This window comes from Actinomadura sp. NPDC048032 (assembly GCF_040653175.1).
Lineage (GTDB): Bacteria > Actinomycetota > Actinomycetes > Streptosporangiales > Streptosporangiaceae > Spirillospora > Spirillospora verrucosospora.
This window is the reverse complement of the sequence record NZ_JBEZJP010000229.1, coordinates 1-12,421: the sequence shown is the minus strand read 5'-3', so window position 1 is coordinate 12,421 and position 12,421 is coordinate 1. Positions and strand designations below refer to the sequence as shown.

Annotated in this window: 12 protein-coding genes and 1 tRNA gene; 3 read left to right on the top strand and 10 right to left on the bottom strand. The window is 74.3% G+C overall.

Annotated elements, in window-relative coordinates; all coding sequences use genetic code 11:
* From AB0C69_RS26075 to AB0C69_RS26040, 8 genes are all read right to left on the bottom strand, one after another.
* Positions 1-569: alpha/beta fold hydrolase (locus AB0C69_RS26075; RefSeq protein WP_360357779.1), on the bottom strand; the 569-nt coding region annotated here is incomplete at its 3' end.
* Positions 566-1,399, bottom strand: a complete 834-nt coding sequence (locus AB0C69_RS26070; protein ID WP_360357781.1) for a M24 family metallopeptidase — start codon at positions 1,397-1,399, stop codon at positions 566-568. The genes AB0C69_RS26070 and AB0C69_RS26075, both read right to left, overlap by 4 nt.
* Positions 1,400-1,512: 113 nt before the next feature.
* Positions 1,513-2,445 carry a metal-dependent hydrolase gene (locus tag AB0C69_RS26065; protein ID WP_353834060.1) on the bottom strand — a complete coding sequence of 311 codons (933 nt, stop codon included), beginning with the start codon at positions 2,443-2,445 and terminating at the stop codon, positions 1,513-1,515.
* Positions 2,446-2,606: 161 nt separating this feature from the next.
* Positions 2,607-3,419 carry a formate dehydrogenase accessory sulfurtransferase FdhD gene (gene fdhD / locus AB0C69_RS26060; protein ID WP_360357778.1) on the bottom strand — a complete coding sequence of 271 codons (813 nt, stop codon included), beginning with the start codon at positions 3,417-3,419 and terminating at the stop codon, positions 2,607-2,609.
* A 66-nt stretch (positions 3,420-3,485) separates the two neighbouring features.
* Positions 3,486-4,112, bottom strand: coding sequence for a trimeric intracellular cation channel family protein (locus AB0C69_RS26055; RefSeq protein WP_360357777.1), 627 nt, complete (start codon positions 4,110-4,112; stop codon positions 3,486-3,488).
* Entirely contained in the window at positions 4,109-4,300 is a 192-nt protein-coding gene (locus AB0C69_RS26050) for a DUF3099 domain-containing protein (protein WP_345181133.1), read from the bottom strand. Before AB0C69_RS26050 ends, AB0C69_RS26055 begins: the two co-directional genes overlap by 4 nt.
* 44 nt (positions 4,301-4,344) lie before the next feature.
* Positions 4,345-4,440, bottom strand: a tRNA-Sec gene (locus tag AB0C69_RS26045).
* Between the two features lie 10 nt (positions 4,441-4,450).
* Positions 4,451-6,292, bottom strand: a complete 1,842-nt coding sequence (locus AB0C69_RS26040) for an AMP-dependent synthetase/ligase (RefSeq protein ID WP_360357776.1) — start codon at positions 6,290-6,292, stop codon at positions 4,451-4,453.
* A gap of 190 nt (positions 6,293-6,482) precedes the next feature.
* Here AB0C69_RS26040 and selD point away from each other — a divergent pair, with 190 nt between their 5' ends.
* Together selD and AB0C69_RS26030 are read left to right on the top strand one after the other, a co-directional pair.
* On the top strand, positions 6,483-7,472 hold the full coding sequence (gene selD / locus AB0C69_RS26035) for a selenide, water dikinase SelD (RefSeq protein WP_345181137.1): 990 nt from the start codon (positions 6,483-6,485) through the stop codon (positions 7,470-7,472).
* 89 nt (positions 7,473-7,561) lie between these two features.
* Positions 7,562-7,837, top strand: a complete 276-nt coding sequence (locus tag AB0C69_RS26030; RefSeq protein ID WP_360357775.1) for a GlsB/YeaQ/YmgE family stress response membrane protein — start codon at positions 7,562-7,564, stop codon at positions 7,835-7,837.
* A gap of 19 nt (positions 7,838-7,856) precedes the next feature.
* On the opposite strand, the gene AB0C69_RS26025 is transcribed toward AB0C69_RS26030, so the two are convergent.
* Together AB0C69_RS26025 and AB0C69_RS26020 are read right to left on the bottom strand one after the other, a co-directional pair.
* Positions 7,857-9,827 (bottom strand): propionyl-CoA synthetase, encoded by a 1,971-nt coding sequence (locus AB0C69_RS26025; protein WP_360357774.1) that lies wholly within the window; start codon positions 9,825-9,827, stop codon positions 7,857-7,859.
* 44 nt (positions 9,828-9,871) lie between these two features.
* On the bottom strand, positions 9,872-11,335 hold the full coding sequence (locus tag AB0C69_RS26020) for an MFS transporter (RefSeq protein WP_360357773.1): 1,464 nt from the start codon (positions 11,333-11,335) through the stop codon (positions 9,872-9,874).
* 288 nt (positions 11,336-11,623) lie between these two features.
* Here AB0C69_RS26020 and AB0C69_RS26015 point away from each other — a divergent pair.
* The coding region (locus tag AB0C69_RS26015) for a GTP-binding protein (RefSeq protein WP_360357771.1) at positions 11,624-12,421 on the top strand (798 nt) is incomplete at its 3' end.

Below are 12,421 nucleotides of genomic sequence, written 5' to 3'. Positions count from 1 at the left end.
TTGGCGAACGGCTTCGCCATCCCGGCCCGCCACAGCAGTTCCGGCAGCACCGACGTCTGGAAGAAGTAGATGTACCAGGACCGGAGGCCCTGCCCGGCCGCCCGCCGCAGGTTGGCCGGGGTGGGTCGCGCCAGGTTCCGCCGCGTCCAGTGCGCGACGTGGTCCAGGCACGGGCCGGAGATCGAGGTGAACGAGGCGAAGCGGTCCGGCATCGTGCAGACCGCCTCCCACGCCTGGATGGAGCCCCAGTCGTGCCCCACCAGGTGCACCTTGCGCTCGGGCGCGGTCGCGTCCAGGACGGCCTCCATGTCGGCCATCAGGTACTCGAACGTGTAGCGCCTGCTCCCGCGCGGACGGGACGAGGCGCCCGCGCCGCGCACGTCGTACCGGACGACGTGGAACCGGTCGGCGAGCCGCGCCGCCACCTCGTCCCAGACGGCGTGGGTGTCGGGGTAGCCGTGGACCAGCAGGACGGTGGGGCGCGACCGGTCGCCCTGCTCGTAGACGGCGAGGTCGACGCCGTCTCCGCGGACGCGCCGCCGCGCGACGGGTGGGGCGGGGTGTGTCATGCGGTCGTCTCCCGTCGGGCCCACCGGTGCACGTGGGGCAGGTCGTCGTCGAGCCAGTGCGCGTCGTCCTCGGTGACCACGAGGATCTCCTCGAACTTCACGCCGACGCCGCGGAACCCGATGTGGGGCTCGACCGCCCACAGCCCGGGCGTCGGGGGATGCTGGGACTGCGCGGCCCCGTTCCAGAGCGGGGAGCGCCCTTCCAGGCGCTCCTTGACCAGTTCGCGGCCGATGGTCTGGAGGAACCGTACACCGAATGGGAATCCCACGCGCTTCGGGAGGATCCCACCGATGACGCCGATCTGATGGCCGATGACGCGCCCCGGATACACGCGGTGGCGGCTGTCGTAGCCCTGGCGCTCGATGAGCGCGTCGACCTCGGCGTAGACGTCGGCGAACGTCCGCCGTTCGCGGACGAGACGCAGGATCAGCGCCCGGTAGGCGGCCAGGTCGGCGTCGAGTCGTTCCCAGATTTTGTTCTCGCCGAGGACGCCGCCGTACCCGATGTCGGCGGAGTAGCCGTCCCGCACCGGCGCCATGTCCAGGATGTAGGGCATGCCCTCCTCCAGGCGCGTCCCGCCGGGCAGGAACTGCGTGGGCAGCCGGAAGCCGCGGAAGGCCGACCGGTCGCCGAACCAGGCGAACGGGGTGTGCAGCCAGTCGTCGACGCCGCGTGCGCGCAGCCACCGGCGCATGCGGCGGCACGCCTCGCGCTCGGTCACGCCCGGTTCGAGCGTGCCGGCGACCTCCTCGGCGCACCGGTAGCACAGGCGCTGGACGGCGCGGAATCGTTCGAGCTCCGCCGCGTCGTGCACGCGGGCGAGCGCCACTTTATTGGACACAATGTTAATAAATCGCCGATCCGCCCCCGGGTCAAGTGGCTCGCGGAGTGACGCCCGCCACCGCGGAGTGCGCGGGACCGGGGCGCGGAGCGTGCCGCGGTCTAGTAGGGGTCGTAGCCCGCGGCCCTGGCGGCGGGCGACCGCGTGAGGTAGTCCAGCGCGCGGGGCGTGGAGCAGACCTTGGAGGGGTGGTGGTCCGGCCTGAGGTAGACGGGCGCCTCGCCGAGCAGGAGCCGGAAGACGCCGGGCACGTGGCCGAGCCGCACCGACCGCCGGTAGGAGCGGTAGACGCGCAGCGGCGTCACCCTCCGCTTGATCGTCGGGTCCTGCTTCAGCAGGTAGAGCGAGCCGCCGATCAGCGCCCAGTACAGGAAGAACAGCGACACCACCCACGCGGCGACGCGGGTCGGGTACCGGCCTCCCATGGCCGTGTAGACGTCGAAGACCACCGAGCGGTGCTCGACCTCCTCGGCGCCGTGCCAGCGCAGCAGGTCCAGCATCGTCGGGTCCACGCCGGCCTTGTCGAGCCGGTCGTTGTCCATGATCCACTGTCCGAGGACGGCGGTGTAGTGCTCGATCGAGGCGACCGCGGCCAGCTCGAAGCGCAGCCGGCGCCGCCAGGCCCGCGGATTCCGCTCCTTCAGCGCCGCCATCTGCGCGGGGCGCTCGGCGTTGCCCCGCCCCGCCGCGTCGGTGATCCTGGAGACGTCGATGCCCGCGCGCTGCAGGATCTGGTCCAGGACGCCCTGGTGGGAGCGGGCGTGCACCATCTCCTGCCCGATGAAGCCCTTGATCTCCTCCAGCAGCCGCTCGTCCCGGATGTACGGGCGGGCGTCCTTCACGCACTGGATGAACCACTTCTCGCCCTCGGGCAGGACGATGTGGAACGAGTTGATGATGTGCGTGGCGACCGGGTCGTTCGGGACCCAGTGCAGCGGGGTCCGCGACCAGTCGAAGGAGACGCGCCGCGGCTTGATCGGCGGGTGGCGCTCGTCGACGGGCGCCGTGCCGCCGCTCGCCTGGGGCCTCGTCATGCGGTCCTCGCCTTCCACGCGTCCGGGCCGGCCGCGACGTGCCCCCGCGCCGCGCGTGTGCCATTGGCAGTGCAGTCAACTCCTGCGGCGCCCGTGGTTTCTTGAGACGAGGCCAACAAGTTACCGCTCGGTTTTCGACCCGGCGTGACAAGTGGCGCCGCTCAGGGGCCGATACGCTCCGCGCCCGTGTAGACGTTCATGGTCTCGCCGCGCAGGAAGCCGACGAGCGTCATCCCCGCGTCCTCGGCGAGGTCCACGGCCAGCGAGGACGGCGCCGACACCGCCGCGAGGACCGGGACGCCGGCCGTCATCGCCTTCTGCGTCAGCTCGAACGACGCGCGCCCGCTCACCATGAGGACCGTCCCGGTCAGCGGCAGCCGCCCCTGCCGCAGCGCCCACCCGATCACCTTGTCGACGGCGTTGTGGCGGCCGACGTCCTCGCGCAGGGCGAGGAGCCCGCCCTCGGCGTCGAAGAGCCCGGCGGCGTGCAGGCCGCCCGTCCGGTCGAACACCCGCTGCGCCGCGCGCAGCCGCTCCGGCATGGCCGCCAGCACGTCCGGGGTGAGCCGCACCGGGTCGCCGGCCACCTCGTAGGGCCGGTCGGCGCGCAGCGCCTCGATGCTCGACTTGCCGCACACCCCGCAGGCGCTGGTGGTGGTGAACGCCCGCGTCATGGAGTCGTCCGGCGGCGGCACGCCGGGGGAGAGCCCGACGTCCAGGGTGTTCTGCTCCGCGGTGTCGGCGCAGTACCGCATCGCCGCGATGTCGCCGGCCCGCCCGACCACGCCCTCGGCCGCCAGGAAGCCGGCGACCAGGTCGAAGTCGTGCCCCGGCGTGCGCATCGTGATCGTCAGCGGTTTGCCGGCGACGCGGATCTCCAGCGGCTCCTCCGCCGCGAGCGTGTCGGGCCTGCGCACCCGGGCCCCGGACGCGCTCAGCCGAAGCACGGGCCTGCGTACGGTGATCCGCCCCATGACCGTTGACGGTACCCCGGGAACCGGCCCGAAACGAAGCCCTGGCGGGCGCGGCCGCCGCACGGGCTAGTCGGGCACCCCGCGGGGGCGGGGCGCCCGCCACCCCTGGCGCATCGCGAGGACGCGCAACCCGAACGCCAGGGCGGCGGCGCCGGCGGTGACGGCGCCGCCGTGCAGGCCCGCGCTCTCGGCGCCCGCGGTCACGGCCGCCCCGAGCAGCGCGGGCATCGCGTACAGCTGCCGGTCGTACAGCACCGCCGGGATGCGGCCCGCCAGCACGTCCCGCAGGATGCCGCCGCCCACCGCCGTCACGATGCCGAGCAGCACCGCGTGCACCGGCGAGAGCCCGTACTGGAGCGCCTTGACCGTCCCCGTCGCGCAGAACAGCCCGAGTCCGGCCGCGTCGAACAGCAGCACCGCCGGCAGCAGCCGCGTCACCTGCGGATGCCAGAAGAACACCAGCGCCGACGCCGCCATCGGGACCAGCACGTACCCGAGGTCGGTGAACGCCGCCGGGGGGACGGCCCCGATGATCAGGTCGCGCAGGATCCCGCCGCCGAGCGCGGTGATCTCGGCCAGCACCACCATGCCGACGACGTCGAGCCGCTGCCGGACGGCCGCGAGCGCCCCCGACACGGCGAACACGAAGATCCCGGCGAGGTCCAGCAGCCACGCGGCCCCGTGGCCGCTCACCTACGGCGGTCCGTCCGGTCGATGTTCCAGTTGGCGACCACCACCGCGAACGGCGGGATCACGAGCGCCGCCACCGTCATCGCGATCGCGGCCGGGTGCGAGTACAGCCGGACCACCGCCCAGGCCAGCACGAACAGCGTGAGGCAGGTGCCCATCATGATCCCGTAGGCCAGCTTGCGACGCCTCATGCCCTCACGTTACGTCGCGCCCGGACGCCGCGGCGCGGGGCGGGTGGCGGAGGCGTACGGGAATCGAACCCGCCGTCCCGAGATCCTCGGGACCGTCGGCTTTGAAGGCCGGGGAGGCCACCAGGCGCTCACACGCCTCCGGCGGTGATCTTAGCCGGTGTAGAGGCCGTCGATGTCGGCGGCGTACTTGGTGTGCACGACGCGGCGCTTCAGCTTGAGGGTCGGGGTGAGCTCCTCGCTCTCGGCGGTCCACTCGGCGGTGAGCAGGCGCCACCGCTTGACCTGCTGGACGCGGGCGAGCCGGGCGTTGGCGTCCTCGACGGCCCGGGCGACCTCCTCCAGGACGAGGGGGTGGTCGGCGAGGGCGGCCAGGTCGGTGGTGTCGACGCCGTGGGCGGCCGCCCAGACGGGCGCGACCTCGCCGTCGAGGGTGATGAGCGCGACGACGTAGGGGCGGCGGTCGCCGAAGGCGAGGGCCTGGCCGATGAGCGGGTGCTCCTTGAGGCGGTTCTCCACCAGGGAGGGGGAGATGTTCTCGCCGCCGGCGGTGATGATCAGTTCCTTCTTGCGGTCGACGACGGTGAGGAACCCGTCCGCGTCTAGGCGGCCGATGTCGCCGGTGTGCACCCAGCCGTCGGCGTCGATGAGGTCGGCGGTGGCGTCGGGGCGGTTCAGGTAGCCGGGGGTGCAGGTGGCGCCGCGGACGAGGATCTCGCCGTCGTCGGCGAGCCTGAGTTCGACGCCGGGGAACGGGCGGCCGACGGTGCCGAGCTTGAAGGAGTCGGCGAGGTTGGCGGTGACGGCGCCGGTCGTCTCCGTCATCCCGTAGGCGTCGAAGATCTTCAGGCCGAGCCCGGCGAAGAACCGGGCCACCTCGACGGGCAGCGGCGCGGCGGCGCTGGAGGCCTGGCGGACGCGGTCCAGGCCGAGCAGCGCGCGCATGGGGGTGAGGACGGCCTGGTCGGCCCGCTCGAAGGCCTCGGCGATCCGCGGGGTGAGGGTGTTGCCGTGCTCCTGCGCCGTGACGTACGCGCGGCCGGCGTCCAGGGCGGCGGCGACGGCCCGCTTCCTCGCCTCGTCCTGCTCGGCCGACAGCACCGCCTGGATGCCGGCCATGATCTTCTCCCAGACGCGCGGGACGCCGAAGAAGGAGTGCGGCCGCACCTCGCCGAGGATCGTCGTCAGCTGGGCCGGGTCGGGGCAGAAGTGGACGTGGGAGGCCAGCCGGACCGGCAGGTAGTAGCTCAGCACCCGGTCGGCGATGTGCGCGAACGGCAGGTAGGAGATGCCGGCGGGGTGCTCGGGCAGGACGGAGCTGCGCTCGACCATCTCCGCCTCGTGCAGCGCCATCGAGTGCGTGATCAGGACGCCCTTGGGGTCGCCGGTGGTACCGGAGGTGTACAGGAGCGTGGCGGTGTCCCCGGGTCCGACCGCCTGCCAGCGCCGGTCGATGGCGAGCGGGTCGGCGGCCAGCTCTCGGCGGCCGAGCTCGGTGAAGGCCTCCCAGCTGAGGAAGCGGTCGCCGGGCGGGCAGGCGGCGGAGTCCACCACGATGATCTTGCGGAGGTCCGGGAGGCGGTCCAGGACGGGCAGCCAGCGGCCGAGCTGGTCCGTGCCGTCCAGCACGGCGTACCTGGCCGAGCAGTCCCCGGCGACGAACGCGACCTGGTCGGGCGCGAGCGTCGCGTACACCGTGGTGGGAACGCCTCCGGCGTGCACGGCGCCGAGGTCGGCCAGCACGTGCTCGGACCGGTTCGGCATCATCAGCGCGACGACGTCGCCGGCCTCCAGGCCGAGGGCGGCGAACCCCGCGGCCGTCTCCAGCGCGCGGGTCCGCGTGTCCGCCCAGGTGAGCGTGCTCCACTCGCCGCCGGTCCGGTCGGAGTAGGCCGGCCTTCCGCCGTGCCGTGCGGCGGTCGCGGCGAGGGCGGTGCAGATCGTCTGCCCCGCGACGGCCCGGTCGAGGTCGGCCCGCTGTTCCTGGATCCCCATGTCGCCCCTCGTGGTCGGTGACCGAAGTAAGTGAAGACTTGCAGGAAGGAGATCGCATCACGCCGAACCGAGTTCGGACAAGGGGTTCGGGGGTTTTCGGCGCTGGTCGCGGGCCCGGTCGGCGGTCGGTGACCGGACGCGTACCGTCCGTTTGTTGATCATTTGAAGTAGTTGTGCGTTAAATTCAGCGGTGACCCGACTCGCCCCCGTGGCCCGCCTGACGCAGTACGCGCGCGGCGGCGGCTCCAGCAAGATTCCGCCAGGGGAACTGGAGCGGGTCACGGCCGGCCTCACCGGCGGGGACGACGCCCTCCTCGTCGGCGGCCCCGACGGCGACGGCGCCGCCGTGCTGCGCCTCGACGGCGGCCGGGCCGTGGTCTCCACCGCCGACTTCCGCACCCCCGTCGTCGACGACGCCTACGACTGGGGGCGGATCGCCGCCGCCAGCGCGCTCTCCGACGTCTACGCCGTCGGGGGCGTCCCGCTGATGGCCCTGAACCTGCTCGGCTGGCCCGCCGACGCGCTGCCCGCCGAACTGGCCCGCGAGGTGCTGCGCGGCGGGCGGGACATGGCGGCCCTGGCCGGCGTCGCGATCGCCGGCGGGCACAGCATCGAGGACCCCGAGCCGAAGTACGGCCTCGCGGTCACCGGCACCGCCGACCCGGACCGCCTGCTGCGGCTGGACGCGGGCCGTCCCGGCGTCCCCCTCACGCTGACCAAGCCGCTCGGGGTCGGCGCGCTCAACGCCCGGCACCGGGCGACCGGGGAGGTGTTCCCGCACGCGGTCGCGGCCATGACGGAGCTGAACGCGGCGGCGGGCCTGGCCGCCCTCGAGCGCGGCGCCGCGTGCGCCGCCGCCGTCTCCGGCTTCGGGCTGCTCGGCCACCTGTACAAGCTGGCGCGGGCGAGCGGCGTCACGGCCGTCGTGGACGCCTCCGCCGTCCCCTGCCTCGACGGCGCGCGCGCCGCCGTGCGGGACGGGTTCGTGCCCGGCGGCACCCGCCGCAACCTCGCGTGGGTGTCGCCGCACACCCTCTTCCGCCGGATCGCCGAGGAGGAGCGGCTGCTGCTCGCCGACGCCCAGACCTCCGGCGGGCTGCTGGTCGCGGGGGAGATCCCGGGCGCGCCGGTCGTCGGGGAGCTCGTCGGCCGGGGGCGGCACACCCTCGTCGTCCGCTAGCGCCGCCCGGCCGTCCGCCGCCCGTGTCGCCGATCGGAGGGGCGGGTAGGTTCCCGGCACGGCCTCATCGGGGGCGGGGGAGGCGAGGCATGACCATCGGCGGACTCGTGGCCGCCGTCGTCCTGGGCGCCGCCGTCGGTGTCCTGGGCAGGGTCGCCGTGCCGGGCCGCGAGAACATGCCGGCATGGCTGCTGATGGCGGTCGGGGTCGTCGCGGCGTTCGGCGGCACGGGCCTGGTCCACCTGTCCAGCCTCGGCGACGGCGGCTGGAACCTGTGGGAGGCGCTCTTCCAGATCGGCCTCTCGGTGGTCGCCGTCGTCCTGGTCGCGGCGTTCTGGCCGAAGCGGACCGGCCGCGACCCGTGACGCTCGCCCGCGGCGGTCCCTACTCCCGGCGCAGCACGGAGCGCAGGCCGTCCAGCACCTCCGGGTCCTCGATGGTGGACGGGACGGTCACCTCCTGCCCGTCGGCGATGCCCCGCATGACGCCTCGCAGGATCTTGCCCGACCGCGTCTTCGGCAGCGCGGGCACGACCGAGATCTCCCTGAGCGCGGCGACGGGCCCGATCTGCTCGCGCACCATCGCGACCAGTTCGGCGCACACCTCGCCCGGCTCGGCCAGGATGCCGCTCTTGAGCACGACCAGCCCGCGCGGCACCTGACCCTTGAGCGCGTCCTGGACGCCGATGACGGCGCACTCGGCGACGGCCGGGTGGGAGGAGATGACCTCCTCCATCGTCCCGGTGGACAGCCGGTGCCCGGCCACGTTGATGACGTCGTCGGTGCGGCCCATCACCCAGACGTAGCCGTCCTCGTCGATGTGCCCGCCGTCGCCGGTCAGGTAGTGGCCGGGGAACTTCGTCAGGTACGACTCGACGAAGCGCTCGTCGTCCTGCCACAGCGTGGGCAGCGTGCCCGGCGGCAGCGGCAGCCGGATCGCGATGTCGCCGTCGGCGCCGGGCGGGACGGGCGAGCCGTCCGGGCCGAGGACCCGCACGTCGTACCCGGGCACCGGCACCGACGGCGACCCCGCCTTGACCGGCATCGGCTCCAGCCCGCGCAGGTTCGCCACGATCGGCCAGCCGGTCTCGGTCTGCCACCAGTGGTCGATCACCGGGCGGTCTAGGACGCGCGAGGCCCAGCGGTAGGTGTCGGGGTCGAGGCGCTCGCCGGCGAGGAACAGCGTCTCCAGGGCCGACAGGTCGTGCCCGGCGAGCAGCGCGCCCTCGGGGTCCTCCTTCTTGACGGCCCGGATCGCGGTCGGCGCGGTGAACAGCGCCTTCACCCGGTGCTGCGCGGCCACCCGCCAGAACGCGCCCGCGTCCGGCGTCCCGACCGGCTTGCCCTCGTACAGCACGGTCGTGCAGCCGCTGAGCAGCGGCGCGTACACGATGTAGGAGTGCCCGACGACCCAGCCGACGTCGGAGGCCGCCCAGAACACGTCGCCCCGCCCCACGCCGAACACGTTCTCCATCGACCAGCGCAGCGCCACCGCGTGCCCGCCGTTGTCGCGCACGACGCCCTTCGGCCGCCCGGTCGTGCCGGAGGTGTAGAGGATGTAGAGCGGGTCGGTGGCGGCGACGGGGACGCACCCGGCGGGCTCGGCGGCCGCGACGGCCTCGTCCCACTCCACGTCCCGTGGCCGGACGAGGTCGGCGTGGAGCTGCTCGCGCTGCCGGATCACGCACCGCTCGACCTTGTGCCGGGCCAGCTCCAGCGCCCGGTCCAGCAGCGGCTTGTAAGGGACCACCCGGCCCGCCTCGATCCCGCAGGACGCCGACACGACCGCTTTCGGGCGGGCGTCGTCGATGCGCACCGCCAGCTCCCGCGCCGCGAACCCGCCGAAGACCACCGAGTGCACGGCGCCGAGCCGCGCGCACGCCAGCATCGCGATGACCGCCTCGGGCACCATCGGCAGGTAGATGACCACGCGGTCGCCGCGGTCGACGCCCAGCGCGCGCAGCGCCCCGGCGAACCGCGCGACATGGCCGGTCAGCTCCCGGTAGGAGTAGGTCCGCACGGTCCCGGTGACCGGGCTGTCGTAGATCAGCGCGGCCTGGTCGCCGCGGCCCTCCTCGACGTGCCGGTCCAGCGCGTTGTCGCAGGTGTTGAGCTCACCGCCGGTGAACCACCGGTAGAAGGGCGGCGCCCCGTCGTCCAGCACCCGGTCCGGCGGGACGAGCCACCGCACGTCCCGTGCCGCCAGCCCCCAGAAGCGGGTCGGATCGGCGATGCTGCGTTCGTACGCGGCCGCGTAGGCGCCCATGTCGTCCTCCCGGTGACGGGTCCTGGCCCGGATCTGCGCGGAGGCCCGGACCGGCGTCGCCGCGATTCGGGCCGCACCCCTATAGGGCATGGCGCGGGGCCGGTTCGTCAAGGGCCCGCGCCGCCGGGCGGGGTCTACCCGGGGTGGCGCAGGGCGTGCGCGACGGCGATGAGGGCGGCCAGCGCCGCCCCCGCGGAGACCACCCAGAAGCACAGCTCGTAGGCGCCGAGGGAGGGGACGCCGGCGCCCGCGGCCCGTCCGGCCAGGATCGACGCCGTGACGGCGCCCGCGACGCTGCCGCCCGTGGTGCGGACCAGCGAGTTGATGCCGCTGGCGATCCCGCTCTGGTCCATCGGGACGTGCCGGACGGCGAGCGTGCCGAGCGCGGCGTAGGCGATCCCGAACCCGACGCCCTGGAGGGCGCTGAACGCGAGCATGTCGTACACGTGCGCGTTCGACACCGCGAGCCACGCGTAGCACAGCCCGGCGAACGCCGACCCGATCGCGAGGGTGTACGCGGGGCCGAGGCGCCCCGCGAGCCGCCCGGCCATCGCCGAGAACACCAGCATCGTCACGGTGCTCGGCAGCATGTAGAGCCCGACGTCCAGCACCGAGCCGCCGAGCCCGTACCCGAGCTCCTCCGGCCGCGCCTGGACGAAGCCGGCGATGAGCGTGAAGGCGGCGAACATCGAGAAGCCGAGCAGCGCCGAGACGACGTTGGCCGACAGGGACCGGGGGCCGACCAGCAGGCCCAGCCGCACCAGCGGCGCGCGGACCCGCAGCTCGACCGCCGTCCAGACCGCGCACAGCGCGGCTGCGGCGCCGAACAGCCCCAGCACCCCGCCGGACGTCCAGCCCCAGGCGTTGCCCTGGCTGATGCCGAGCAGCAGGCAGACCAGCCAGCAGGCGAGCAGGGCCGCGCCCGGCAGGTCCGGCCGGCCGCCGGCGCGGACGCCGACGTCGCGCGCCGTCGCGGCGACCAGCACCAGCCCCGCCGCCGCCAGCGCGGCGGCGATCCAGAACACCGGGTGGTGGCTGCCGGTGCGGGTGGCGATCAGCCCGGTCACGATCATGCCGGCGCTGCCGCCGACGCCCATGGTGGCGCTGACGATGCCGATCGCCGTGGTCACCCGCTCGGCCGGGAACGTGTCGCGGATCATGCCGATGGCGAGCGGGATCAGCGCCGCCGAGACGCCCTGCAGCGCGCGCCCGGCGATCAGCACCGGCAGCGTGCCCGACATCGCGCACAGCACCGAGCCGGCCAGCAGCAGCGCGAGGGCGAGCAGGATCATCCGCTTCTTGCCGTACATGTCGCCGAACCGCGTCAGCAGCGGAGTGGCGACGGCGCCGGCCAGCAGGGACGCGGTGAACACCCACGTCACATCCGTGATGGGGGCCTCGAAGCGGGTCATGAGCTGCGGCAGCAGCGGAAGCACGAGCGTCTGCTGCACCGACACGACCATCCCGGCGGCGGCGAGCGCGAGCAGGGTGGGGCCGGTGGGCCGGGCGGCCGGTGCGCCGGCTCCGGGCGCCGCCGGTGCGCCGGCCGCGCCGCCCTCCGGGGCGCCTGTGCCGCGAGCCGCCCGAGCGCCGGTCATGCGAACCTCCCGCATCGGCCGGTCGCCGGATCCCGGCGCGCGGCATGTAGTTACTTAACCTAAATAAGTGTAGAGCGGGCGAATCGCCCCTCGATGTCCGCAGGTCCGGCGCGACGCGCCAGCGCGTCGCGGTTTGCGCGGGGCCCGGGCGTCCCTAGGGTTGCCTTTCGTGGACCTTCGTCTGCGCAACCCCCGCACCGCCCTCCGGAACTCCGCCCCCCGCTCCGCCACTCCCCGCACGGCCCGTTCTCGCGCGGCCATCGGCGTTCAGGCCTGGAAAGGACGCTGATGCACGTCGTCACCACCGCCGGACACGGTGGGCACGGCAAGTCGGCGCTCGTGCGCGCCCTCACGGGCAGGAGTCCCGGCGAGACGGGCGCCTGGACGGAGCTGCCCTCGGGGAGGCGCGTCGCGTTCGTCGACGCGCCCGGCGACGAGCGGTCCGTTCCGGACTGGCTCGCCGGGGCGGCGCCCGCGTCCGCGGTCCTGCTCACCGTCGCCGCCGACGAGGGGTGGATGCCGCAGACCCGCGAGCACCTGGAGGCCCTCTCCGCGCTCGGCGTCCGGTCCGGCGTCCTCGCGGTCACCAAGGCCGACGCCGCCGACCCCAGGCCCGCGCTGCGCCAGATCCGCGAGCGGCTGGCCGGGACGGCGCTGCGCGGTGCGGAGGCCGTCGCGGTGAGCGCCGAGACCGGCGCCGGGGTGGCCGAGCTGACCGCCGCGCTCGACCGCCTCGCCGGCCGGCTGCCCGTGCCCGACCCGGCCGCCCCGGTGCGGCTGTGGGCGGACCGCGCGTTCACCGCCGGGCGGCAGGCCGTCATCGCCGGCACCCTCGCCGCCGGGACGGTCGCCGTGGGGGACGAGCTCCTCCTCATGCCCGCGGGCGAGCGGGTCCGCGTCCGGACGATCGGCTGCGCCGGCGAGCCCCGGGAGTCGGTCGGCGGCGTCTCCCGCGTCGTGGTGACGCTGCGCGACGCCGGGCGCGTCGACCCCGGCATGGCCCTGGTCACGCCCGGCGCCTGGACGCACACCGGTGGCGAAGCGGCTCGGGATGACCAAGCACGGCACCCTGCGGGAAAGCTACCT